This window comes from Pedobacter sp. KBW06 (assembly GCF_003852525.1).
In the GTDB taxonomy this organism is placed as follows: domain Bacteria; phylum Bacteroidota; class Bacteroidia; order Sphingobacteriales; family Sphingobacteriaceae; genus Pedobacter.
In genome coordinates this window covers 586,457-611,899 of record NZ_QAJL01000001.1, presented here as the reverse complement: position 1 = coordinate 611,899, position 25,443 = coordinate 586,457, and the positions used below count along the sequence as shown (strand labels likewise).

At 43.9% G+C, this 25,443-nt stretch carries 22 protein-coding genes; 9 read left to right on the top strand and 13 right to left on the bottom strand.

What is annotated here, in order from left to right; all coding sequences use genetic code 11:
- Positions 1 to 43: 43 nt before the first annotated feature.
- Positions 44 to 2,320, top strand: coding sequence for a M60 family metallopeptidase (locus tag DBR43_RS02455; protein WP_124577582.1), 2,277 nt, complete (start codon positions 44 to 46; stop codon positions 2,318 to 2,320).
- Positions 2,321 to 2,411: 91 nt separating this feature from the next.
- Positions 2,412 to 2,876 (top strand): hypothetical protein, encoded by a 465-nt coding sequence (locus DBR43_RS02450; protein WP_124577581.1) that lies wholly within the window; start codon positions 2,412 to 2,414, stop codon positions 2,874 to 2,876.
- A gap of 62 nt (positions 2,877 to 2,938) precedes the next feature.
- On the opposite strand, the gene arsB is transcribed toward DBR43_RS02450, so the two are convergent.
- The 6 genes from arsB to DBR43_RS02420 all read right to left on the bottom strand — a co-directional run bounded on the left by arsB (position 2,939) and on the right by DBR43_RS02420 (position 8,584).
- Positions 2,939 to 4,003 carry an ACR3 family arsenite efflux transporter gene (gene arsB / locus DBR43_RS02445; RefSeq protein ID WP_124577579.1) on the bottom strand — a complete coding sequence of 355 codons (1,065 nt, stop codon included), beginning with the start codon at positions 4,001 to 4,003 and terminating at the stop codon, positions 2,939 to 2,941.
- Positions 4,004 to 4,007: 4 nt separating this feature from the next.
- On the bottom strand, positions 4,008 to 4,424 hold the full coding sequence (locus DBR43_RS02440) for an arsenate reductase ArsC (RefSeq protein WP_124580388.1): 417 nt from the start codon (positions 4,422 to 4,424) through the stop codon (positions 4,008 to 4,010).
- A 30-nt stretch (positions 4,425 to 4,454) separates the two neighbouring features.
- A complete protein-coding gene (locus tag DBR43_RS02435; protein ID WP_124577576.1) occupies positions 4,455 to 5,024 on the bottom strand; it encodes a DUF6428 family protein in 570 nt (189 codons plus the stop codon).
- A gap of 37 nt (positions 5,025 to 5,061) precedes the next feature.
- On the bottom strand, positions 5,062 to 5,391 hold the full coding sequence (locus tag DBR43_RS02430; RefSeq protein ID WP_124577574.1) for an ArsR/SmtB family transcription factor: 330 nt from the start codon (positions 5,389 to 5,391) through the stop codon (positions 5,062 to 5,064).
- A 128-nt stretch (positions 5,392 to 5,519) separates the two neighbouring features.
- A complete protein-coding gene (locus tag DBR43_RS02425) occupies positions 5,520 to 7,058 on the bottom strand; it encodes a SulP family inorganic anion transporter (RefSeq protein ID WP_124577572.1) in 1,539 nt (512 codons plus the stop codon).
- Between the two features lie 128 nt (positions 7,059 to 7,186).
- On the bottom strand, positions 7,187 to 8,584 hold the full coding sequence (locus DBR43_RS02420) for a DNA/RNA non-specific endonuclease (RefSeq protein ID WP_124577570.1): 1,398 nt from the start codon (positions 8,582 to 8,584) through the stop codon (positions 7,187 to 7,189).
- 181 nt (positions 8,585 to 8,765) lie between these two features.
- Between DBR43_RS02420 and DBR43_RS02415 the strand changes: the two genes are divergently transcribed.
- Positions 8,766 to 9,002, top strand: coding sequence for a hypothetical protein (locus DBR43_RS02415; protein ID WP_124577568.1), 237 nt, complete (start codon positions 8,766 to 8,768; stop codon positions 9,000 to 9,002).
- On the opposite strand, the gene DBR43_RS02410 is transcribed toward DBR43_RS02415, so the two are convergent.
- From DBR43_RS02410 to DBR43_RS02400, 3 genes are read right to left on the bottom strand one after another with little or no spacing between them, the layout of a single operon-like run.
- Positions 8,999 to 9,670 (bottom strand): SOS response-associated peptidase, encoded by a 672-nt coding sequence (locus tag DBR43_RS02410; protein WP_124577566.1) that lies wholly within the window; start codon positions 9,668 to 9,670, stop codon positions 8,999 to 9,001. The two genes, DBR43_RS02415 and DBR43_RS02410, sit on opposite strands and share 4 nt — an antisense overlap.
- Positions 9,671 to 9,709: 39 nt before the next feature.
- Positions 9,710 to 9,997 carry a chaperone modulator CbpM gene (locus tag DBR43_RS02405; protein WP_124577564.1) on the bottom strand — a complete coding sequence of 96 codons (288 nt, stop codon included), beginning with the start codon at positions 9,995 to 9,997 and terminating at the stop codon, positions 9,710 to 9,712.
- A gap of 11 nt (positions 9,998 to 10,008) precedes the next feature.
- Positions 10,009 to 10,914, bottom strand: a complete 906-nt coding sequence (locus tag DBR43_RS02400; RefSeq protein WP_124577562.1) for a DnaJ C-terminal domain-containing protein — start codon at positions 10,912 to 10,914, stop codon at positions 10,009 to 10,011.
- 124 nt (positions 10,915 to 11,038) lie between these two features.
- Between DBR43_RS02400 and DBR43_RS02395 the strand changes: the two genes are divergently transcribed.
- The 5 genes from DBR43_RS02395 to DBR43_RS02375 all read left to right on the top strand — a co-directional run bounded on the left by DBR43_RS02395 (position 11,039) and on the right by DBR43_RS02375 (position 17,602).
- Positions 11,039 to 12,121: a Gfo/Idh/MocA family protein gene (locus tag DBR43_RS02395; RefSeq protein WP_124577560.1), complete on the top strand. Its 1,083-nt coding sequence runs from the start codon at positions 11,039 to 11,041 to the stop codon at positions 12,119 to 12,121.
- Between the two features lie 398 nt (positions 12,122 to 12,519).
- Entirely contained in the window at positions 12,520 to 13,383 is an 864-nt protein-coding gene (locus tag DBR43_RS02390; protein ID WP_124577558.1) for an RNA polymerase sigma factor RpoD/SigA, read from the top strand.
- Positions 13,384 to 13,633: 250 nt separating this feature from the next.
- Positions 13,634 to 13,810 carry a hypothetical protein gene (locus DBR43_RS02385; RefSeq protein WP_062547595.1) on the top strand — a complete coding sequence of 59 codons (177 nt, stop codon included), beginning with the start codon at positions 13,634 to 13,636 and terminating at the stop codon, positions 13,808 to 13,810.
- Positions 13,811 to 13,955: 145 nt separating this feature from the next.
- Positions 13,956 to 15,005, top strand: coding sequence for a DNA polymerase IV (dinB, locus tag DBR43_RS02380; protein ID WP_233602816.1), 1,050 nt, complete (start codon positions 13,956 to 13,958; stop codon positions 15,003 to 15,005).
- 191 nt (positions 15,006 to 15,196) lie between these two features.
- Positions 15,197 to 17,602, top strand: a complete 2,406-nt coding sequence (locus tag DBR43_RS02375) for a response regulator (RefSeq protein WP_158622401.1) — start codon at positions 15,197 to 15,199, stop codon at positions 17,600 to 17,602.
- Between the two features lie 3 nt (positions 17,603 to 17,605).
- Here the strand turns inward: DBR43_RS02375 and DBR43_RS02370 are convergent, their stop codons facing one another.
- Entirely contained in the window at positions 17,606 to 17,944 is a 339-nt protein-coding gene (locus tag DBR43_RS02370; protein WP_124577552.1) for a winged helix-turn-helix transcriptional regulator, read from the bottom strand.
- A gap of 113 nt (positions 17,945 to 18,057) precedes the next feature.
- On the opposite strand from DBR43_RS02370, the gene DBR43_RS02365 reads away from it, so the two are divergent.
- Entirely contained in the window at positions 18,058 to 19,059 is a 1,002-nt protein-coding gene (locus DBR43_RS02365; RefSeq protein WP_124577550.1) for a zinc-binding alcohol dehydrogenase family protein, read from the top strand.
- Here DBR43_RS02365 and DBR43_RS02360 read toward each other — a convergent pair.
- The 3 genes from DBR43_RS02360 to DBR43_RS02350 all read right to left on the bottom strand — a co-directional run bounded on the left by DBR43_RS02360 (position 19,056) and on the right by DBR43_RS02350 (position 25,204).
- The gene (locus tag DBR43_RS02360; RefSeq protein ID WP_124577547.1) at positions 19,056 to 19,565 is read right to left on the bottom strand and encodes a hypothetical protein; all 510 of its coding nucleotides are present in this window, start codon (positions 19,563 to 19,565) and stop codon (positions 19,056 to 19,058) included. The two genes, DBR43_RS02365 and DBR43_RS02360, sit on opposite strands and share 4 nt — an antisense overlap.
- Positions 19,566 to 19,573: 8 nt before the next feature.
- On the bottom strand, positions 19,574 to 23,542 hold the full coding sequence (locus tag DBR43_RS02355) for a Pls/PosA family non-ribosomal peptide synthetase (protein ID WP_124577545.1): 3,969 nt from the start codon (positions 23,540 to 23,542) through the stop codon (positions 19,574 to 19,576).
- Between the two features lie 162 nt (positions 23,543 to 23,704).
- The gene (locus tag DBR43_RS02350; protein WP_124577543.1) at positions 23,705 to 25,204 is read right to left on the bottom strand and encodes an acyl-CoA dehydrogenase family protein; all 1,500 of its coding nucleotides are present in this window, start codon (positions 25,202 to 25,204) and stop codon (positions 23,705 to 23,707) included.
- Positions 25,205 to 25,443 lie beyond the last annotated feature (239 nt).

Below are 25,443 nucleotides of genomic sequence, written 5' to 3'. Positions count from 1 at the left end.
TTACAGATTATTCTCCTTTTCTTTAAGGAAAGTATCGTAAAGTATGAACAGCAACAAAATCCGGTTTAGTCTTCTTTTTTCGCTTCTCTTTGTATTTAGTGCTGGTTTTGGTCAGCATAAAGACCAGGCTATTTTGTTAAGAGGGGTTCAGCAGCTTCCACTTCCGGACAGTACGGAGGTGCTTTCGGTTTTTTATACCATAAATGAAGAGCCGGAGGTGATTGCGTTTGCAAAATTGGAAGATAATCTGGACGCGATGATTTCTATGATAGCCTCCTCCACATTGGGCAAAGGAAAGCTCATTTTGTTTGGTTCTCCTGTCTATTTTCAGGATAAATTGCTGCGGGATAAGTCTGTTGTTCAACTGGTCAGAAATACGATAGATTGGGCAGGGAAAGGAAAAATTGGTGTTTTTGGAAATATAGATCGTGCTTTTTCTGATTTATTAAAAGAGAAAAAAGGAGAAGTTTATCAGGTGAAGGATTTTCAGATCAAAAAGAATACCCATACCTTGTTTCTGATGGACGATGTAAGAGATTCCCTGAAAAGGGTTCAGCTTGAGTCTTTTGTCCGGGAAGGTGGGACGCTGATTTTTGCTTCTCCTTATCCGAAGATTTTTAAAAACCGGGATAAGTCAAAGTCTTTTGAGTCTGACCTAATTAAAATAAATGATGTTTTTACAAAAGCGGGTTTGTTTAATGCCTATACCTTGTTGGTGCCTACAACGGCTAACAATCGTTTATATACCGATAATATCCCTGCTTATTTACAATTGAAAACCATATTTCCTTTGCTGTTTAAGGAGGGGAAGCCTGCATTTTCTGAACTGGAGGAACAGTATGGGGTTAGACCCACAATCGGCTTGATGACCGCCTATAGTCCCTTGGGTGCAGCGGTTTTGGAGAAAGCAAAGGTGATTTTTGGCGTAAAGGATAGCCTGGGAATTCCTACAATGGAAAAGCCGATAGACATTTCCACACCCAGAAAAAAATGGGCCTATAATATCGCCAGGCAGCTGAATGAAAAAAAGCTGGGTATTGGGGAGCATACGGTTTGGAAATCTCCTTCCAGCGATCTTTTTCCTGGGAAAGTCCCTGATCATGCAGAGCGGGTAAATGAAAAGGTGGTGATCACGGTCAGGGTAGGAACTCAGGGATTGCTGGATCCGCCTCCTGTTTTTTACCGCTCCCATAGTACCGGATTGTACATTCCCGCAGGAGAGAAGGTGAAAGTCAGGATAGCTGATTCCTATCTTGGATTGCAGTTAAAAGCCCAGATTGGTGTTCATAAAGATGACCTCATGGAAACTGATCAATTGACAAGGGATGGGGTCGATTTAACCCGTGTTTTTGAACTCGACAAAAAAACAACCGAGATTTTTTCTCCTTATGGAGGTTTGCTGATGATTAATATTGGCGATTCGGTTAAACTAAAAAACATCGATATTGAAGTAGAAGGAGCCGTTAAAGCGCCATACTTTAAATTGGGAGAGACGACGGAAGCGGATTGGCAGAACAGCATCCGCAATTATCCGGCCCCATGGGCAGAGCTGGCTACAGATAAAATTGTGCTGACGGTTCCTTCTTATCGCATCCGGCAGTTGGAGCATCCGGCAAAGCTGATGGAATTTTGGAATGAAGTTATGGATGCAGATGCAGATCTGGCGATTATTTCAAGAGAAAGGGTTCATCAGGAGCGTATGATCGTTGACCGTCAGGTGGCCTATGGCTATATGTTTACGATACCCGACCGGATTGTGGTACCGGATGATCTGAGCTGTGAATGGATGTTGAATGAAAGTATACTTCGCTCAAAAGGTTCCTGGGGCCATTTCCATGAGCTTGGGCACCGCCATCAGTTTTGGGTCACAGATTTTAATGGGCTTGGAGAGGTAAGTGTAAACCTTTATTCCATGTATGTGTATGATCAGGTGTTAAAAAAAGGAATATACAACCATGAGGCGATCTCCAGCAAGGAAGTAGTAAAAGAAAAGGTAAAGAAATACCTTTCCAGCTTTCCGACTTATGAAAAATGGGCTGAAGATCCTTTTATTGCGCTATGCATGTATATCCAGCTGATTGATAAATTTGGATGGGGCCCGATCAAAGAAGTGAACCGAACGTTCAGGGCGGTTCCGCAGGAAGGGTATTCAAAGTCAAATCAGGAGAAGATTGACTTATGGTTTGTAGGTATTTCTAAGGCCACAAAGACCAATCTTAGTCGTTTTTTTGAGATTTGGAAACTTCCTGTTTCTGATAAAGCCAAACAGGAAGTAGCTGGTTATGCGTCCTGGTTTCCTGAAGGACTAGAAGGTGGTTAAACGAGTTCAGTGAATTGGAAGCCTTTAATGTAGCACAGTTAGAATCAATAAATAAAATACCGAAAACAGGATGTAAATAAACTCATAAATTATGAAAAATATAGTAATGTGTTTATTTGGCTTTCTACTCTTTAGTACTCAAAATTTGCATGCACAAAAAGGGGGAGGTAAAAAAGATACGGTTTATTACCTGTTGGATACAGCAGCAATCCCTGTTAAGGAAAGGATGTTTGTTATTGAAAGAGAAGGGAATGCTATGGTATATATTCTCAAATGCGGATGTTATCCATCTGCAACAGGAATCCCCTTTTTTTATAATATTTACCGTAAAAAGGAAGAGAAAATTAACCTTGAGAAATTTAAAAAAATCAAAACGGTTTCATTAATTCAACTGATTCAAATTGGTGTCAAATGCCTTGCTCCATCTGAAGAAGAAAGGTACGAGTTTGTGTTTATTGAACCTGATGGAAAGAATATGAAGTTGATAGGAATGACATTAGGTCCTCCTTTTAATACGAGGAAGGTTAATACTACTCAAGCCATTAAACCTGAATGATGTATTAAGAAAGCAGAATTAATAATATCCAAAATAGAGCCTTTGTCCTGCTTCGTTGAATATTAGCTGATATCGTACTTTTTCCTGAACCAGAAAGCGACATTAACCAGTGCAATCAATGCAGGCACTTCAACTAAAGGACCGATCACACCTGCAAAAGCTTGTCCGGAGTTGATGCCAAAGACGCCAATCGCTACGGCAATGGCCAGTTCGAAGTTGTTTCCGGTAGCGGTAAAGGCAATCGACGTACTTTTGGAATAGTCTGCACCGAAATACCTTCCTGCAAAGAAGCTGCATACAAACATCAGGGCAAAATAGATGGTCAATGGAACGGCAATGCGAACGACGTCCATAGGGATCTGAACGATCAGTTTTCCTTTCAGGCTAAACATGATGACAATCGTAAACAGCAATGCGATCAGGGTGATGGGAGAGATAAAGGGAACGAACTTTTCCTGGAACCATTTTTCTCCTTTTAAGCGGATGAGGCTGTATCTGCTGATGATGCCCATGGCAAAAGGAATGCCCAGGTAAATGGCCACGCTTTCGGCAATTTGCGCAATGGTAATGTTTACTTCCAGCCCTTTCAATCCAAATAAAGGGGGCAGGACTGTAATAAATACATAGGCGTAAACACTGTATAATAAGACCTGGAAAATGCTGTTGAGGGCGATGAGCCCAGCCGCGTATTCCCTGTTTCCTTCTGCAAGTTCGTTCCATACCACCACCATGGCTATACACCTGGCCAGACCGATCAGGATTAGTCCGATCATGTATTCCGGATAATCCCTGAGGAAGGTAATGGCCAGGATAAACATCAGTATGGGGCCTATAACCCAGTTGAGCACCAGAGAGGTGCTCAATACTTTGGTGTCTTTAAACACTTCCCCCATATTTTCATATTTCACTTTTGCGAGTGGCGGATACATCATCAGGATCAATCCGATGGCCAGTGGAATATTGGTTGTTCCGCTGGAAAAGGAATTGATCAGTCCTGAAGAGGAGGGAATGAAATAGCCAACACCAACACCGATGGCCATGGCCAGAAAGATCCATAAAGTAAGGTAGCGGTCTAAAAAACTAAGTTTCTTTCTTTCGCTTATTGGGGAGCAGTGATTTGCAGACATAGGACTAACCGAGGTTTTCGTTTACAAAGTTCTGCGCATAGTGCTTGATCAGTTCACGTACTGCTGCAAATTGCGCGTTGATTTCATCTTCCGTTCCTGTTGCTTTTGCCGGATCAGGGAAGTTGTAATGGAATTTTACGGCCTTGGTAGGGAAATAAGGACAGTTTTCTTTCGCGTTATCGCAGACCGTGATCACAAAATCGAAGTTGATGTTCCGATATTCGTCGATGTTGTTGGAGGTATGGGCAGAAATGTCTATTCCATCTACTTTCATCGTTGCTATGGCCCTTGGATTTAGGCCATGGGTTTCTATGCCTGCGCTGTAAATGATGGCTTTATTTCCAGCAAAATGTCTTAAATAACCTTCTGCAATCTGACTGCGGCAACTGTTTCCAGTGCATAATACCAATACTTTTTTCATCATGGTTTCCTGGTTTTTATAAATTAGCGATTAACAGCATCCGGAATCCGGGCCACATACTGGTCCGTCGGAAGCAAGGTTGATCAATTGAATTTTAGGTTTTGATTCGCTCGCGGCAGGCGCACAGCATTCTTCTCCGGTATCGGTTGTACCGCAACTTCCTCCGCGGCCAATGGCTTTGCATTGTGTGGCATCAGGGATGAGGTTAACGATCAGGTTTTCTCCATCCAGGTTGATTGCTCCCGGAAACATCTGTCTGGTGTCGAATTGAGAATTTCCAAATTCGATCTTCAGGATGCCCAATGGATTTAATGGCAAAGTTTTCTCTACCAATTGCACGATGGACAGGGCTTTGCTCACCTGCATGGCTCTTTCGCTGCCTTTTTCTGAAGGTTCCCAAAGCTGGACAATGATTTCCGTCCAAGAGTTCATCACTCCGCCGCAGTCTACCGATACGATAGGGGCCTGTTTGATTTCGGTGATGTGGTAAGAGGCATCTACCCACTTGTCTGCGGCATATTGGAACTGGAGCATCAGTTCCGGATGCTCCTGAAGCTTTGATTTAAAGCTTTGCCAGTTCATTAATGTGGTTGTATTCATAATATTGCAATTTTACGATTGATATGGACAATTTTTTTTAACAGCAATGAGCTTCGCCTTTGTAAGCAGACAGGAAAGCACCCAATTGCTTTTCCATCAATTTCCAGGTTACCGGGTTGATGCAATAGCAAACACTCACACCTTCGATGGTTCCCTGGATCAGCCCTGCTGTTTTGAGTTCTTTCAAATGTTGGGAAATGGTGGCTTGTGCCAGGCCCAGTTCTTCTACCAGGTCTCCGCAGATACAGGTATTGGAAATGAGGATCCTTTGTAAAATGGCAATCCTGGCAGGGTGTGCCATGGCTTTCAGAAGCTGTGACAACTGGTTTTGCTCGTCGGTAAAGATCTCTGATTTGGTAAGTCCCATGTTGTGTTGATTAATACATTGCAATAATACGATTAATATAGAGAATTCAAAGTCATGTGATTGTTTTATTTATTTTTTAGGCATGAATTTTTTAGGAATAAGCTCCCTGGATGGGTTTCATTGCCCTATTATTGTTTTTCTGTAGCGATTCTATAAGTGGGATCTTCCAGGATGTTGACGACAATTACTCCTTCTGCGTCTTTTAACAGGTTTCGGCAATCCTGACTCAGGTGGAAAAGCTGTAGTTTTTTTCCTGCTTTATGGTATCGCTCTGTGAGTTTATTGAGCGCATCAATCCCCGACATGTCGGCAATCCTGCTGTCTTTAAAATCAATAATCACTTCCCGGGGGTCATTGGCTACGTCGAATTTTTCATTAAAATTTGCTACGGAGCCGAAAAACAGGGGGCCATAGATTTCGTAATGCAGGATTCCATTGTCGTCCAGGTACTTTTTAACCCTGATTCTTTTGGCGCTTTCCCAGGCAAAGATTAGTGCAGAGACGATCACACCAACCAGTACGGCTAAGGCAAGGTTGTGAAGCCAGACGGTAATTCCGGCCACGAGAATGCCGACAAATATATCCTGTCCTGGCATTTTGTTGACGATTTTGAAACTCATCCATTCGAATGTTCCAATGGCTACCATGATCATTACCCCGGTTAAAGCAGCCATGGGTACCCTTTCTATGATGGGCGCAGCGAAGAGAATGATCACGAGAATGGTTAGCGCAGCGATGATTCCCGATAAACGGGCCCTTGCACCTGCAGAAAGATTTACCAGTGTCTGGGCGATCATCGGACATCCACCCATGCCAAAGAAAAAGCCATTGAGCATGTTTGCTGTTCCCTGGGCAATACATTCCCGGTTGCTGTTTCCTTTGCTGTCGGTAATTTCATCAACGAGATTTAGGGTTAATAAACCTTCGGTTAAACCCACAGCGGCCATAATCAGGGCGTAGGGAAAGATGACCTGCAGGGTTTGCAGGTTAAAAGGCACCTCCGGAATATGGAAAGGAGGAAATCCCCCGCTAACAGAAGCAATGTCTTTAACGGTTTTAGTATCAATATTAAATCCTAACACCAATAGGAAGACCACGATAATGGCCACCAGAGAGGCGGGAATGGCCTTTGTGAACTTCGGTAATGCGACTACAATCGCAATCGTCAGGGCAACGAGTCCAAGCATGAGGTAGAGTGCATTGCCGCTCATCCATTGCATTTCTCCGTTTACATTGACCTTGAACTGTTCGAGCTGCGCCATAAAGATGATGATTGCCAGTCCGTTTACAAAGCCAAACATGACGGGCTGAGGAACAAGGCGTACAAATTTGCCGAGTTTAAATAAGCCGATGGCAATCTGAAAGATCCCTGCCAGGACCACTGCTGCGAACACATAATCGAGCCCATGTGATTTCATTAAAGCGATCAGGACGATTACGGTAGCTCCGGCACCTCCGGAGATCAGTCCGGGTCTTCCACCAAAAATGGCAGTTACGAGTCCCATGATAAATGCGGCATATAGTCCTGCCAAAGGAGGAAATCCGGCAAGGATGGCAAAAGACAGGGATTCGGGCATCATGGTCATGGCGACGGTCAGGCCGGCCAGGATCTCAGTTTTATAGTTGATTTTCTGGGAAAAGTCGAAAAGTCGGAGGTAGGGTTTCATGTAAGTACAAAGATAGGACATCCACTCAGTATTGAAGCCTTAAATAACCGGCTTTTATGGGCCGGTATGAAATAAAAAAACGGTTGCCCAACATTGGACAACCGTTTTTTATGGGTTTGGAACCCGGCTTAATTGCCCGAGTCCTTTTTAACTTTTAAAGCGTCCTGTACCGGTTGAGGTAAGCTGGAAAGGAGTTTATATCCTGTTGCTTTCTCGATGTCACTTACCGTTACAATGTATTTTTTCCAGTCGAAATCTACGGTGTTGATGTTTGGCGTATTGACTGCGATTACTCTTGTCGCAGCACTGATGCGCTGAACATCACCATTTCCTTCAGGAATAATGACGGCAATTTTCCATACATTACCTGGCACGGTAACTTTTCCATTGTCGATCGTGGTGGTCATTGCTCCTGAACTTCCTACGCCACCAGTTCCATAACTTCCCATGACAACATATACTTCATTTCCGGAAGTCACCTGTGAGCGCAGATAGCTTTCCAGGCCTTCCCATGTTTTTTGATTGTTATTTGGTGCCTGAGGGATCATGTTGTTCATGAAAAATGTTGCACCATTGGCCTCCTTGGAGCTTACGCGGTCTCCGGAAGGGCAGTTGTGGCCTCTGTCGAAACCTGAGCCGGTATAGCTGCTGTTTAATACCTTGTAGAATGCAGAAGGCAAACCTGTATAGGATGCAAAATTATCCAGTCTTTCGGTTCCTTTAACCAGGCTCTTGGCATCTATATGCCAGCTTACCCAGTTCGGGATCCCTCTGCTGCTGCTGTAGGATTGCATGTAATAACGCATGTCTAAAAGATAGTTTTCAGGTGTTAATGCGCTGGCTTCTGAAGGGTTTCCGAGCAAGGCATTGCTGTCATCTCCCGTTAGGGGTTGCGCATCTGCACCAACCACAAGGTCTCTGGAAGAGGGGCCTGGATTAGGGGTTTCGCCGCCATTTCCGGGATCTGTTTCCGGTTTCGGTTTGCCTGGAACGATTCCGGACTCGCCTGTTCCTTTAAAGGTGATGTCATCGATGTTTATCCTGGTTGTTGCACTGCTCTTCCTGATCTGGAAACGTACTTTTCCTTTTACATCAATCTGGAAGGAGTCTGTTACCAAAGTGACATTGCTTTCCTGAATCTCTGCACCCAATGGGTTAAAAGTAGTACCTCCATCTGTTGACATTAACAATTGCCAGGTAGAGTTGGCATCTTTTCCAAATTTACCATGACTGATGTACAGGGTTTTCAGGCCGCTTACATCGAAATTCATGGTGATCTTGCCGGTTCTTAGTCTGGCACTTCTTAGTCCGTTTTTTAAATCTCCGGCCTGGTTACCCGCCAGTGCGTCATCAAAGTTCCAGATCCCTGTGATGAGTGTATCGTTTTTAGCAGCATAGCTTGTTTTACGGCCATTTTCGAAATCTTCTGAAATTTTGTAGGTAGCGGGAGTCTCGTCTTTTTTTGAACAACCTGCTATAGTGAAGATAGTCAGGCAACTGTAGATAAGTAGGTGTTTTATTCTCATAGTTTTGATATTTGGCGCAAAATAATGAGTTTGAATGTTATGATAATGTTAATTTATCCATATGTGGATAATCTTTTTTAATAATGAATTTGCGGCTTTGGTTAATGCTATGTTAAATCAGGAGTATTTGTTGATGTAATGATAATTTAACATTAAAAGCGCCTTACTTTACCTTTGGGCTGTGAGTATTCCCGTTTTTGTATTTTATGAGCTGTTGATCAGGTTATCCGAGCTGAACCCTAATGTAGGAGATTATTTTTCTCATACACTGTTAGAAAAAGAGGTGATTTTACAGACCACTACCGGTCTGGTAAAGGTTCCCCGAAATTTATTAAAAAAGCAATTTGCAGATCCCAGGCTCATTGCCGAGTCTGAGCTTTCTGCCCTGATCAGTCATTTTAAAAGAGTTGAGGATTAGGCCGGAACGTAGTTCAGCGGTTTGATGAGGTTTGCATCATTGAGGCTTCTGTCTGCAATGTCTTTGGAAACCAGGAACCTGATCATTTGTTCCTCCGGGTAGGCGGTGCAGGTGGCCAGTAATTCTTCTTCGTTTGTTTCCTTGCTCAGCCATATTTTTTCGGTTTCCGGAGTCAGGATAACCGGCATAGATTTCCTGATTTCTCTGACCAGGGGATTGGCAGGGGTAGTGACGATGCAGAAGGATTCGTATCTTTCTTTTGTTTCCGGATCGATCCAGGCCGACCAGAGTCCTGCCATTGCAAAGACCTGACGGTCTTTTAGCTGGAAGCGGAAAGGGTATTTCTCTGCGCCAAATCTCTGCCAGATGTAAAAGCCATCGGCTAAAATCAGGCAGCGTTTATTGGCAGTAACCAGTTGTTTAAATACAGGTTTGATCAGGATCTGGGAACTTCTCGCATCACACATCGCTGATTTCCGCTCTTTAAAGAAAAAGGGAACCATAGAGAAATGCATTTTTCTAATCAGTTTGGGCTGATCGGCAGTGATGACCATTCCCGGCATGTAAATGCCAATATTAAAAGTAGGTGAGTAAGGCTCCTCAGTTTCGTAGGGGTAATATTGCTGGAGGGTAGAAAGATCTTCGGCAAGAGAATAAGATGAAGCCATCCGTGAATTTAGTAATTTTTTGTAAAATGCAAGCTGAATTTATCCCTGCAGATGGAGTTTTTTGTTCAGTTCCCTGATCTCCTCCTGCATCTGGCTTACTTTCTGCAGTAAATGCCTGATGGCATCTATTCCTTCAATATTGATCTGCAGCTCGTAATGTAAATGGATGTATTTATCCAGCTCGCTGAATTGTTCCTGATGGATAAACTTTTCTTCTCCGATGATGGTGAATATGATGATGCCTGACTCTTCTAAAGAAACGATAAAAGAAGGGTCTATGTCATAATTGATACAATATTCAGTGATGGTGATGAATTCTGTTTCCATGGCTGTTGGGATTAACTCAGGTTTTGTAGTTCTTTAAACAGTTCTTTTTGTTTGTCGCTCAGCTCGGCAGGAATACGGATGGCATAAGTGATGAACATGTTTCCGAATTCCCCTTCCTTTTTATAGACAGGAAATCCTTTGTTCTTTAGCCTCACCTTTGTGCCATTCTGTGTTCCGGCAGGAACTTTTAGTTTTACCTTTCCATCCAGGGTTTCTATCGTAACTTCACCTCCTAATACGGCAATGTACAGGTCGATTTCCTGCTGAACGTACAGGTCGTTATTTAATCTTTTAAACATCGCATCTTCTTCAATATTGATGGTAATGTAAAGGTCGCCGGCAGGGCCTCCGTTTACACCCGGGCCACCATGCCCGTTTAATTTAATGACCTGTTCGTCTGCAATACCGGCAGGTATCGTGATGCGGATATTTTTCCCGTTAACGGTTAAGGTTTGCTTGTGGGTTTTATAGGCATCCCGCAGTTTAAGCTGTAATGAAGCCTGGTAATCCTGGCCTTTATATTTTACGCTGCTTCTGCCTGAGCTTCTGTTTCCGCCACCGAACATCGATTCAAAGAAGTCTGAAAAGTCTCCTCCGCCGCCGAAGTCGGCAGCACCATATCCTCCTCCGGAAAACGGATTTTGGGTACGTCCTCCTGATTGTGACCTTCGGGACTGGTCAAACTGTTCTGAGTTTTTCCAGTTTGCGCCATACTCGTCATATTTTTTTCTTTTATCAGGATCACTAAGCGCTTCGTTCGCTTCATTGATCTCCTGAAACTTCTTGTTTGATTCCTTGTCGTTGGGGTTGAGGTCCGGATGATATTTCCTTGCCAATTTTCTGTAGGCTTTTTTTATATCGTCCTGAGAAGCCTTCTTGTCAATACCCAGAATTTTATAATAGTCGATGAATGCCATTTAATAATTGATCTGTTCTCAAATTTAAGGTATTATTCTGAGGCTTTATTAAAATTCAGCAGATTGATTTGAGTTGCTGCCGGTGCTGTCTTCATTTTATCAATTAAAATAATAAATTTGAGATATGTCGTCAGAAAAAAAAATTAAGGTACTTGTGGTGGGTTGCGGTAATATGGGCGCATCCCATGCTGCTGCTTATCATGAGCTGGATGGATTTGAGATTTGCGGATTGGTATCAAGAGGAGCAAGTAAAGTCCTGTTGAATGAAAAGTTAGGTGCTGGTTATGCTTTGTTTAATGATTACGAAGCGGCCCTGGAAAGTACAAAACCCGATGCGGTCTGCATTTCCACTTATCCGGATACGCACGAAGCCTTTGCAATAAAGGCAATGGAACAGGGTTGTCATGTTTTTATAGAAAAGCCATTGGCAGACAGTATGGAAGCTGCACAGCGGGTTGCGGATGCTGCAAAGAAATACAACAGGAAGTTATTGGTTGGTTATATTTTGCGGTATCATCCTTCCTGGAAACGGTTTATTGAATTGTCGCAGGATCTGGGGAAACCTTTGGTAATGCGCATGAACCTGAACCAGCAAAGCCAGGGGGCTAAATGGATGGTACACCGGAACCTGATGAAGAGCCTGAGCCCGATTGTGGATTGTGGGGTGCATTACATTGATGTGATGTGTCAGATGACAGGATCGAAACCGGTGCAGGTGACTGCAATTGGTGCGCGTTTAACGGAGGATATACCTGAGGGTAATTATAATTACGGGCAATTGCAGATTCGTTTTGAGGATGGCTCTGTGGGCTGGTATGAGTCTGGCTGGGGGCCGATGATCAGTGAAACTGCATTTTTTGTGAAAGATGTGATCGGGCCGAAGGGTGCGGTCTCGATTCTTGCAAAAGAGGCCGGAGGGGCAGGGAAGTCTGACCTGATTGATGCACATACCAAGACTGAGTCCATTAAAGTCCATCATGCAGCGCTGGATGGACAGGGGCAGTTTTCAAAGCAGGATGAATGGATAGACCTGAGTGATGAGCCTGATCATCAGGAGTTGTGTACCAGGGAGCAGCGTCATTTCCTGAGGGCAATACTGGAGGATCTGGACCTCAGCGGGCCTACACAGGATGCGCTCAATAGTCTGAATGTTGCTTTTGCCAGCGACGAATCTGTCAGGACGGGTGCGGTAGTGAAGATCAAATAACCATATTATATTCTTATCGTCTACAGGAAAGCCAGCAAGATTGCTGGCTTTTTTTATTACATAAATTTATGTTTAGTCAAAATTTTGCTTAGTGTATATTTTTTGAAAAGTAGTTTTTTATTTGTTGGTTAAAAAGACTGTTTATTGTATTATTTGTCAATAAAATATATTTTTTTAATTTGCACTTAGTGTATTTATTTTTTTATACGTTTGTTTCGGGAAGCGGCTGAAAATCATGTTTGTTGTGTTGGTCAGGCCTTCTGTTTGCGATCACAATTCATGATTTCTTGCGCTCTTATAAACTAATGTTTACCGGGTTTTTTGAAAGGCAAATCTTTGTGGATTTACATCACAGATTTTAATTAACCAACTGAATTATTAACCTATTGAAATTTTTTATGAGACATTTCAGGATATCACCATCCATTACCAACCGTAAAACGGATTCACTGGAGCGGTATTTAAATGAAATTGGAAAGATTGATTTGTTAAGCCCGGAAGAAGAGATTGAGCTGGCCAAGAGAATCAGTGCGGGAGATCGTGCTGCTGCCGATAAGCTGATCAGGGCCAACCTGCGTTTTGTGGTGTCTGTGGCCAAAGGTTATCAGGACCATGGGCTGAGGCTTTCGGACCTGATTAGCGAGGGAAATAAGGGACTGATTAAAGCAAGTGGCCGATTTGATGAGAGCAAAGGTTTTAAGTTCATTTCTTTTGCGGTATGGTGGATTCGCCAGAGCATTATGGCATCTATTGCGGACAACAGGCGGGTGGTACGGTTGCCGGGAAATCAGGTTGTGGGGATTACAAAGGCATATAGGGCGGCAGAGGTGCTGGAGCAGCGGCTGGGCCGTTTCCCTACTGTTGAGGAAATTGCCGAGGAGATGGGGATTTCCGACGAACAGGCCGTTGATTTTCTTTCTCATGCCCCAATGTCACAATCTTTGGATGCATTGCTTAGCGAGGATAGCGATACTACGGTGAAAGACCTGATTCCGAATGAAAATGCACCAGCTGCGGATCAGCGGTTGTGGCAGGAATCCCTGCTTGTAGATATCCGCCGGTTTTTAATGATCGTGTCGGAAAGGGAACGGCAGATCATCTATTATTACTATGGTTTGTTTGGTTATCCTCAGACCACACTTGACGACATGGTCTTTATTTTTAAGCTGAGTAAGGAGCGCATCCGTCAGTTGAAAGATAAAGCGATAAAGACCTTACAAAACAGTTCGAAATCGGCGCTTCTCCGGGAGTATTTATACTAAAAAAGTAGCGGTCAGGCCTTATTTTAGGCCTTCAGGCAATTTTTTTGAAAATATATTTGTGCTGTTTTGTTCATCTATTTGTTCGTTTTATTTAAACGAAACAGGGGTTTAAGGGTAGTTTTTGTGTAAAAATGGGCTTGTTCAATAAAAAAAAGAGTATTATCCATAAATATTCATTTGGTGGAAATCCAATAATTATTAACTTTAAAGCGTTATATCATATATTTAAAATCTTAAACGAAAGAAAAACATGGAAAAATTCTCGAAACTTAAAGAACTTATTGCAAGCGTTGAAGCTGATGCAGACAAATTTTATAATTCAGGAAACGGTGCTGCTGGTACAAGAGTACGTAAAGCAATGCAGGATTTAAAAGGCCTTGCTCAGGACATCCGTACTGAAGTAACTGAGAAAAAAAACACAAAGTAATCTACTTTGAATGTCATGAGAAAGGCCTGCAATTTGCAGGCCTTTCTTGTTTATCGCTATTCAGGATTTTATTTTATAATTTTAGGGCCCCGGCCTTATGAATCCTTTAGAGCAACAGCCCCAGCGCAAGATTATACACATTGATATGGATTCATTCTATGCGTCTGTGGAGCAAAGAGACAACCCCTCACTTCGGGGGAAACCCCTGGCTGTCGGCGGTGGTCCGGAAGGACGTGGAGGGGTGGTTGCTACGGCCAGTTATGAGGCCAGGGCTTTTGGTGTTCATTCGGCGATGTCCTCTAAAAGAGCGCAGCAGCTCTGTCCTCATCTTATATTCGTTTACCCAAGATTTGCAGTATATAAAGACGTTTCCCGGAAAATCAGGGAGATCTTTAGCAGGTACACCGATTTGATCGAACCTTTGTCGCTGGACGAAGCTTATCTGGATGTGAGTAATGATAAATTGGGAATCGGATCGGCCATAGATATTGCCAAAGAAATCAAGGCAGCGATTAAGGCTGAGCTGAACCTGACCGCTTCGGCAGGCGTGTCGGTAAATAAGTTTGTAGCAAAGGTGGCTTCCAACATGAACAAACCGGATGGGCTTACCTTTATCGGGCCCTCGAAGGTAGAACGATTTATCGCGCAGTTACCGGTAGAAAAATTCCATGGCGTGGGAAAGGTGACTGCTGAAAAGATGAAAATCAGGGGTTTACATACCGGTGCCGATCTGAAGAAATTGACTGAAGCTGAGCTCGTTCATCTTTTTGGGAAGAGTGGCCGTTTTTTTTACAGGATTGTAAGGGGCATCGATCATCGGAAAGTAGAGCCCAATCAGGAAACTAAATCCATCGGGGCTGAAGATACTTTTTCTTACGACCTGGAAAGCTTGTCGGAAATGAACCCTGAACTGGAAAGAATCGCCCTGATCGTGTTTCAGCGGATGAGTCTTTACAAGCTTTATGGAAGGACGCTGACGGTGAAGATTAAATTCAGTGATTTTAAGCAGATTACCAGAAGTAAATCCTTTACGGAGGAGATCAAAACCATAGCGATGGTCAATGAGGTTTCTCAATCCTTATTGGCTTCGGTAGACCTGGAAGGAAAGAAGGTGAGGCTCCTGGGGGTTTCGGTTTCCAACTTTGCCCTGGCTGCCGATCAGGGAATGTTATACCAGGCCCGGCTCTTTCCCTAGCTTTGGCCGGTCCGGAAATCCCTGTTTTGTAAGGGGATGGTTTCCAGATTCATAGGTGAGAATGACTTTCTCTAAATAATGTTGCCTGCTATTTAACTTATGTCATAAATCTCCGGTAAGAGGGTTTGTTTTTGGGTTATTTATGTAAATTGAGCAAGCGTCTAAAGAATAATGAATATCCTATGCGGTCCTTGGCTGATCTAACAAATAATTATCTGGCAGAGCCTGATCTGGCTTTTTTTAACAAGCTTTTGCAGTTTCAGAACGCTTTTTATGCTACGGAGCATAAAGAAGAGGTGCTGCGGCAATTGCTTCAGGAATTGTGCGGGGTTACAAAAAGCAATTGTGCAGGATTGATCAATAATAAAAACAGGTTAGGAGACCTCTTTGTAAATGAGGGGCAGATTGGTCTTTTGCATGCCACCTTTCAAAATACCCGGGCGAATGCCGGGAAACATTATCAGATTAAAAAAATCGGCGATCAAAGTATGTTGATCTGCAGCATCAGGGATAAAGATGGGATCCTTGGGCTGTTCTATCTTATTCGCTCGGGAGCAGCCTTTACCGCAGAGCATTATGAAGGAATAAAATCAGCAATACCCTTTATCAATGGCATGCTTTCTTTTATCAACCTGTCTGATAAGACGGCCCCGGAGCTGGAAGTTCAATTGAGAAAGACCGCCGGTTTACAGTCGCTGATAGAATCACTTGATGATATTATTCTGGAGCTGGATGAACATACTGTGATCAAAAAAGTCTGGGTAAAAGATAAAACAAAGCTGTTTATGCCGCCTGAACTCTTCATTGACAAGACCTTGATAGAGGTTATGGGTGGTTTTGCTTATGTTTTTATCGAATGTATAAATGCTTTGCTTGCTTCCGGAGAACGGCAGGAGTGTATTTATCCTGATTTTGACCTGAACAAAAATTTATGGTACTGCGCGAAATTTCAGAAGATTGATGTGGGGAAAGCGGCGGAGGGCGTTCGGGTCATCTGTGTAATTGAAGACATTACCTCTAAAAAGCTGATGAGCGATCAGCTGCAGCAAAACACATTAGAGCTGAAAAGAATCAATAACTTACTCGATATAGGTTTGGATATCTCTAAAATGGGAGGCTGGGAGTACCATTTGCTCAGCAGGGATTTATTTGTCACGCGGCAAATTAACGACATTAAAGATCTTGCCCATGATGTGGTCCTGGATTATAAATCTATTTTCGATTACTTTGACCATTCCAATAAAATCATTTTACTGAATACGCTGAATGAGGCCTTTAAAGGATCTCAGCCTTTTGACATTGAGCTGGAGCTGACTTCTGCCAGGAAGAACAAAAAGTGGGTCAGACTTGCAGGGGTTCCGGTTTTGGAGAATGGCACAGTGCAATCGTTCAGGGGGATTTTAAAAGACATTACCCACAATAGAAAAAATCAGGAGGAGCTCATTGCGGCCAAAAACCTGGCAGAGCAGGTGGCGAGGAAGAGAACTGAAATTCTTTCCATCATGAGCCATGAGATACGAACACCGCTGAACGGGATTATCGGAATTTGTAACCTCTTGAACCAGAAAGATTTTCCTGATCCTCAAGCGAGGGAATATATTGGTCACCTGAGCTTTTCTTCTAACCATTTGCTGAATCTTGTGAACGACATCCTGGATCTGGAAAAGATTGAAAATAAGAAAATGGAGCTTCATGAAACGGAAGGCAATCTTACTGCTTTAGTGGGAAATATCATTAAACAGTTTGATTCCCTTGCAGAAGTGAAAGGCCTTGAGCTGAAGTTTCATATGGATGAGGAGATTCCTTCCACCATTTTTTTTGATGAACTGCGCCTGGGAAGAATCCTCAATAACCTGATCGGGAATGCGATTAAGTTTACGGAGAAAGGTGAAGTTGTGGTGAGCCTGACTACCCTAAGTAAAAAGGAAGATGTCGTGAGGGTGCTTTTTAAGGTCGAGGATACCGGGATAGGGATTCCCGATCATCTTCATAACCTCGTGTTTGATAAGTTCCATCAGGTACAGCAGGCGAGTCACAGGCAGCAGCAGGGTACAGGACTTGGCTTGAGCATCACCAAAGGCCTGGTGAGTCTGTTTAAAAGCGAGATCATACTGCGGAGCAGAATGGACGAAGGAACCGTATTTGAGTTCGAAATCGATTTTAAGATTGTCCACAGGCCGGAAATGAGGAAAGTACTTAAGGGAGAAGGACAGGTCCGGAATATCCTGCCTGGATTAAATCTGCTGATTGTTGATGACAATCCGGTTAACCTGCTCGTCGCCAGGCGTCAATTGGGAAATTTTGGTGTTGATGCAGAGCAGGCTGATAATGGATATACTGCATTGGTGATGTTGAAGGAGAAGGCGTTTGACATTATCTTAATCGATTTGCATATGCCCGGAATGGATGGCTACCAATTGGCAAGGCAGGTACAGGTAGAGCATCCGGCGACAAAAGTGGTGATTTTTACCGCAGATATTCTGGAAGAAGTGAGGATGAGGTTGGCAGAGATGGGAATTTTATATGTCCTGTCCAAGCCTTTTAATCCTGATGAAATGCATAAACTGCTGCTGGAAGTGATCAATAGCGACGTATAGTACTTATTTCATGTCATTCCAATCGGAAAGACTAACCAGGATCGGTTGTAAGGCTTTTCCTTTCTCAGACAAATGATAATCTACCCTTACCGGGACTTCTGCGATGATCTCTTTATAAAGCAGCCCATCTCTTTCCATCTCTTTAAGTTGTTTGCCCAGGGTCTGATCTGAGATTCCCGGCAATACATTTTTTAACAGGCTGAAGCGGTTTACGCCTTCGTAGATGTGAATGAGGATGAGTGCTTTCCATCTTCCTGAAATGGCATCCAGAGCCGCATTAATCCGGCAGGATTGAAACAGAAAGGCTTTGTTGGCAGCATTTGAAGAGTTTTCTTTGATCATAGGGCTACTCATTTTTTTATGAGTTACTTCCAAAAAAGGGAGTGATGGATAATTGATTTTTTGTATTGTAGGTTTGCAACGGTGCTATTCACAAATATAAAACTAAAGTTAAAATGAAAGCAATTGTATTAGAAGGTTTCGGTGATGTGGATCATTTTCATCTCGCTGAAATAGAAAATCCTGTTCCAGGGGCAGAAGAGGTACTGATCAGGATTGAAGCGGCAGCATTTAATCCTATAGATTATCAAATGAGACAAGGGCGGCGGGAGAAACAGCTCATGACTTCGCCGGTTCTGGGGAGGGAAATGTCCGGAGTGGTGGTTGCAGTAGGGAGTCAGGTAACCGGTTTTCTGCCTGGAGATGAAGTGATGGCGGCATCAGGAAGCAAAGGGTCCAATGGAAGTTATGCAGAATATATGACTATAAACCCGATAATGATTGCCCATAAGCCCTCCAATATCAGTTTTGAGGAAGCTGCAGCAATTCCTTCTGCCGGACTAACGGCATGGCAATGTTTTACGCGAATGAAGATCCGGCCGGAACAAAAGATCTTTATTACCGGGGGATCCGGGGCGGTGGGGAGCTTTCTGATTCTTATATTGAAATCCCATGGAATTCATCAGATCATCAGTACTGCCGGAAGCCAAAAAAGTAAGGAGGCGCTACTTGCACTGGGGCTGGATGAAAGTCAGGTGATCAATTATAAAAATACAGACTTTACTGCGCAGCTCATTGCGGCGAATAACGGGGAGCTATTTGATGTTGTGGTGGAGATTGTTGGAGGGGAGATTTCAGAAGTTGCCGCAGAAGTGCTGAAAGTAAACGGCACCTATCTTGATGTGACCTTTTTAGGAACTGAACGAACAAGAGGTTTACTCTTTGATAAGGGCTGTGTGGTGATGAATATCTCCAATTACGCCCCTTCTTTAGGCAACAATCTGGGCTATTACAGGGAGTCCCTGAATCAGGTTGCCGCCTTGATTGAAGCCGGTAAAATTAGTCCGCCAGCCATACATGTTGTTGGGGAGCTCAGTGTGAAAACGGTACAGGAAGCCCATCTGCTAATGGAAAATAATCAGGGACAGGGGCGGAAAAGCGTAATGAAAATCGGTTAATCTAACATGGATTTGCTGGCTTTAATGTTCAGTTGTTTACATAAATGTATAATCCTTTCTGTGTCTGCCCGGCTGACGATCAGGCCCTGAAGATTATCGCCATAGCTGTCGCCAAATGAAATCAACTGATAGCCTGGAGGCGTTCCCTTTAGCAGTTTATCCAGCCATATGAAATAGTCGGGGGTAGCAGGGAACTGTCCATAAGGGAAGTCGGGGATAGGTGCTTCAGGGCATACTTCCTGAATTTGTTCATGTAATTCGTCTATTTTATCACAGACAACGAAAACATCATACAATTCATTGAAGATCACCCATGCGGGGATCCCTTCCGGATCTACCTCGAGCAACCAGGTCAATTCGGCACCTTCATCCGTATCAAGGTAAGCTTCGGGGTCGTTATAAGCGAAGGTTACAGTTTCTGAAATTTCGCTGATGTCCTCTTCATGCCATCTGTTATTGGCAAGAAGGGTGATGAGTTCTTTAATTAAATCCTGATTGTTTTCCATTTCATCATTTATAATAATTTGATCGGGCTTCCGGTCCATTCAGTTCCATTGGCGAGTTTCTCTCCTTTCATTACCAAAGAAAGAGGTTCCAGTTTCACATCATCCCCAATTTCACTATTGTAAAGAATGATCGATCTGGATCCAATGCTACATCTCGCTCCGATTTTTACGGTGCCGACTTTCATCACGCGGTCTTCGAAAAGGTGGGTTTGAGGCCCGCAATCTTCATTCAATGCGCTGTCATCACCGATGCTCACCATATCGTGCTCGGTAATGTCGGTCGTATTCAGCCAGACCCTCTTTCCGAATTTCACTCCAAAAAGGCTCAGTACCATTGGAAGGAAAGGGGTGCCCTTCATGAATTCCAGCAGGAAAGGCACAGCAAGTGCCTCATAAGTTGTCGTATTGGCTTCGCTGCGCCATACCTTATGCGTCCACATCGGGTGTTGTTCTGCTTTGAATTTTCCTATAGAAAGCCATTTCAGCAGCAGCGTTACCAGTAATGCAGGGCCACCCATATAGAACAAATAATAAAAAGGAAGTTTCGGTGTTTCCTTCAGGATTTGTAACAGGGTCCGGTCTTTCACCAGGTCATGGCAATAAGCTACAAACAAGACGCTGCAGCAGATGATCACCGTTTCCGGGAGAATAATGCGGATTCCTTCAATGAGAAAACGTGCTGTTTTTCTGCCAATGGAAGGGTTTGTGGTTAATGAAGCCGGATAATTCCCACTATCCTGTCTTTTAGGCAGGGCAATTGCCGGAGAGCCAAACCAGTCCTTTGCATGGGTTTGCTCCAGCTGTTCCGCGGTAGGTGGGATCGATAAGACACCAATCAGCATGTCATCACCCAGTTCATAACCCTGTGGTACCAGGGCGCTGTTGCCTACAAAACTCCGGTTTCCGACTTTGGTATGGTCCAGGATCAGTTGTTGTCCGCGGATGTCTTCTTCACCTAAAGTTACCGCATCTGCGATAAAAGATTCATCGCCGATCTCCAGCATCGTATGGGTGACATTGCTGGCTGTTGAAATTTCTGTGTTTTTACCGATTTTAGCCCCCAGCATCCGGAAAAAGGAAGAGATGTATACCGTAGCATACAGTGGATGCAGCACGATGAGCGAGGTTGAAATCAGCTGGTCTGATAACCATTTCCGGACATATACCCCGCCATAAACAGGGTAGGTGCCTGGTTTCATTTTATACAGCAGCAATCTGGAAAGCACTACCGTTTCTACCGTGTAAAGGGATAAATATAAAATTGTGAGCAGTGGAATATGAACAAAGTAGTTGAAATTGTAATCCGGGGCCTGTGTGTCCATGTAGTTCAGGATCTCAATTACCGGTATCAGGGGCAGCAGGATCACGATGGGAAAGAGAATGAGCAGGATGGTATATAGCAAACCATAACACTTTCTTTTGAAAGCCGAAACATGGATCGGCTGAGGCAGTTCTTCCGGTCTTTTCTTATCTACAGGTTCTGCAGGGCTTCCTTTCCAGACTTCTCCGGCAGCAATGGTTTGTCCTGACTGCAGGTGGCTCAGGTCCTGAAGTTCGCCCCAGGCTTCAATCGTTGTTCCTCCGGAAATTACGGCGCCACTTCCGATATAGGCATGGTCGGCAATTTTGATCTTTCTCAGTTTCAGCAGTCCGTTTTCTACCGTGGCATTGTTGAGTACCACACCTGAGCTGATGCTGACATCACTTCCTATTTCCAGCAGGTCTTCCACACCTACGGTAATGGAGCTGATCTGTGAATCCGGCGACATTTTCATGCCCATCATCCGCAGGTAAAAAGGATATAGCGGTGTGCCGTTCATGAATTGAAGCGGAACCAGTCGCTGGATAGATTTAACCAGCCAGTAACGGAAATAATAACTTCCCCAGAGCGGATAGTCTCCCTCTTTCGTTTTTCCCAGTAAGAGCCATTTTAAGACAATGCTCAGTAAAGAAAATAAAGGGGCAATGAAGCAGAACAGGACCAGTGCCGTAATGATCGCCCAGAAGGTATCTCCGTTATCGGTTTCGCTTTTTGCCACTTCGTAATAATAGCCAAGATAAGGCACAAAGATCTGTGCGGCGAAAAGGCCGTAAATGACCAATAAAGAAAATCCTTGTGCAATGCCACAAATCCAGTACCGCAGGGAACTGATCTTATGAAAAGGTTCTTTTTCTTTTTTAGCGTTCTTTTCTGCTTTTTCCGCTGCGATTTCCCAGGTCTGGATCAGCTTACTGATCGGACGGTTGGTATAAATGTCTTTTAGGGAGGCCTGTTGAACGCCGCCTTCTTTCCTCAGCCAGGAGGAGAGCGAGGCCGCGAGCAGGGAATGCCCGCCCAGGTCCATAAAGAAATCGTCTTCGGGATTGATGGTTCTTCCTGGAAACAGGTAGGCGAGTCCCGCCATTACCCTTTTGTGCAAAGGGTCATCCGGATGAATCTCGATGGTTTCTTCCGGTTTTACCTGCATCAATACCTCAGGAACAGGCAGTTCTTTTCTGTTGATTTTACCACTTGGCAGTCTTGGCATTTTGTCCATGACGACAATGACCAGTGGTACCATATATGGAGGGAGTACTTTTCCCAGCTGGATCCTGGACCCATGTTCGTCAAAGTTGACATTTGCTTTAAGTGTGACATAGCCGATCAGTTGTTCCTGTTGGTTGGCATCTTTCTTTAAAGCGACTGCTGCTGCGGAAACGGTCTCGAGTTCATTTAGTTTTACTTCTATTTCGCCGAGCTCTATGCGGTAGCCCCGGAGTTTGACCTGATCGTCCAGCCGGCCGCGAAAATCTACACTGCCATCTGCATGCATCACTACTGCATCTCCGCTCAGGTAAATCCTGTCGCCGGGAACTTCATGAAGTGATTCCGGTTTGTTCAGGAATTTTTCTGCGGTCAGGTCGGGACGGTTTACATAGCCATCACATACCCCGGGACCTGATATGATCAATTGTCCCTGTTCTCCCAGTGGAACGAGCTGAAACTGCTCGTCTACCACGGCAAGGTTGTAGTTGGGCAGTGGATTTCCTATAGTAATGGCATCACCCGGCCTCAAAGGGATCATGGTGGAAGTTACCGTTGTTTCGGTTGGGCCGTAACTGTTATAAAAAACGTTGTATCCGGGTTTGCTCCACCTGTTCAGGACCTGACTGGTGCAGGCTTCTCCACCCGCGTTAATTAAGCGGAGGCTGGGGATATCATCGTCAATAACGGCTAATAGGCTTGGTACGGCATGTAATATGCTGATTTTTTGTGCGCGTAAAATATCACTCAGTTCATCGATAGATTTGGCGGTGGTGGCATCTGCAACCCAGATCGTGGCTCCTGCCGAAAGGCTGATCCAGGTTTCTTCGCACCACATGTCAAATGATACGGAAAAGCCCTGATAAACCCGGTCTTCCGGTACAATCTGAAGGACGCTTTGTTCGGACCTGATCAGGTGGCAAATCTGGCGGTGGCTGATTGGGATTCCCTTAGGCTTTCCTGTACTTCCGGAAGTATACAATACATAGGCACGGTCGTCTGGCAGGGCGGCTATAGTAAAAGGTGCGATTTCAGCCGGAAATGGAGGGATGTTGAATACAGCGCAGCCATTTGAGCTCAGTGCATCACTGAAGCAGGCAGCGGCACCAACCTCTTCCATCACCACGTGTACCCGTTCTTCGGGCATTTCCCGGTCTAAGGGAACGTAAGCAGCACCCGATTTGGCAATGCCAAGGATGGCTACCTGTAATTCCATGCTTCTTGGCCACCAAAGGCCTACAGACTGACCTCTTCCAATTCCTTTGGATTGAAGAAAAGCAGCAACAGCATCACTCCATTGGTCTAACTGCTGATAGGTTAATGACTGCTCATTAAATATTAAAGCTATTTTCTGAGGGTAGCTGGCCACAGCAGACCTGAAAATATCGCCTATTGTTTCTTCCCGGATAAATTCAGGATGTTGTTTACCGATGACAATACTCTTCGAATCCATTAAGCGTTGTTAATTTTAGTTCATCGAAATAACCGAAAATTTTCGGTAAAACAAGGGAAATTAAATGTTAAAAATTAAGGGTCTTTTTCTGGCAGAACGGAATAAAAAAAGCATCCACCTTTTTGGGTGGATGCTGATGTGAATATTCTGATTTTTAACTGTTTATGCGAAATTTAGCCATGAGCTGTCTGCCGAATAATCGTCAATTGCCCTAACGCTATTGTCAAACTGGAAGGAGGCAATTAAAGCAGCTACTTCTTGTCTGACCATGATGATGCAATTGTCTACCAGGTCTTTTCTAAATCCTTTTTTCTGTAAGTTGAGTACATATCCAACACAAATCACCCTGGTTAACACCTTACCTAAGTCTACCATTTTACGCTGTGAAAGGTTTTCTGCAAGGCTAAAAGAAAGGTCTTTTTTGAAATGCTGACAAGCTTCTGCGGTGAGGTTGAATACGTTTAAGAAATCAAACAGATTTGATTGTTTCTGTTTTTTCATGGTTCTGGTGATCATTTCTGCGGTTTGGTTGTACAGCATTTCATTGGAACCTTCAAAGATCTGGAAAGGCCTGCTGTCCATGATCCCGCGGCCACCGATATGTGTTGTTCTGTATCCATTGGCACCTGAAAGCTGCACCAGCAACTGAGCTGACTCCTGCATCAGGTCGGTTACTACCGCTTTCATGGTATTTGCCTCCAGTCCTTCTGTGGCGAGATTGTGTTGAATCCCACTGATTTCACTGCTGTGCGCGCACATGGCAGAGCAAATCGTATAAGCCGACTGAATTCTGGAGATCTGGAATTGTACATTGTCTATCGCCATTAAATTACCGGCACCTACGATACGGGTATGGCAGTGTTGCATGGCTTCGTCCAGCATTCTTTTGATAAAGCCCATTCCCATTCCCGGGAATTGCATCCTGCTTCTGTGGAGGATGTCCAGCATCATTTTGATACCGGTAGTTTCCGGTTTCAGTCTGAAATTATGAGGTACGACCAGGTCAAGTTTATTTAAGCCATAAGGAATCATATAAAGGCCTGCGTTGTCAAAAACTTCTTCTACAACGATGTGTTGCTTGGGTTGGGTGATGTCGCACAGGAAGAAATCAATGTCTCTGCCCAGGTCTCCGTTTTCATTTGCATTTCTTGCCGCGATGATCCAGTAATCGGCCATGCCGGTAAGTCCCTGCCAGTGTTTGGTACCTTTGATTTCGTAACCTTGCTCCAGTGCTCTGGAGGTTGTTTTCATATTTAGGGCATCACTACCATAATCAGGCTCGGTAATCATGAGGCCACCCATTTGTCCTTTTTCAAGGAAGTTTTGGAAGATCCCCGATTTTACAGATTCATCAGCATATTTAGAAACCGGCTCTAAAAAAAGGGCGATATTGATTCCAAAGGTTAGGGACAAGGGGAGGGATTCATAAGATGCTGCGGCGAGAACGCCCAGGCATTCTTTAACGATACTTCCCCGTCCGCCAAATTCAGTAGGGATAGCAACCGAAAGTGGCTGCTGATCCATGATTCCCTTTAGTATTTCAGGAGGTAAACCCCTTTCAAGACTTAGCTTATCAATGTCGGACTGTACGTGGAATAGATTTTTTAAAGTTTGCTCGAAGTCTTTGATGTAATCAGAGAACCTGATGTCGGTTAATGTCATATATTAGGATACAAATATTTTTTAAGATCTTTCTGCAAATAAGTGAATATTTATCTAGAATCTTTATAAATAATAAACAATTTTTGCTGGATATCAAATTCAAAATAATGACAATGCCGCGAACTATAAAATGATCACGGTCACATTGCTCTGATTTAGTATGACCAAGTAGGTCCCTATTCCTTCTTACACAGCTGTTTAATCCTTTCCATAGGCACTGAAAGAAGGATGTGTCTTTC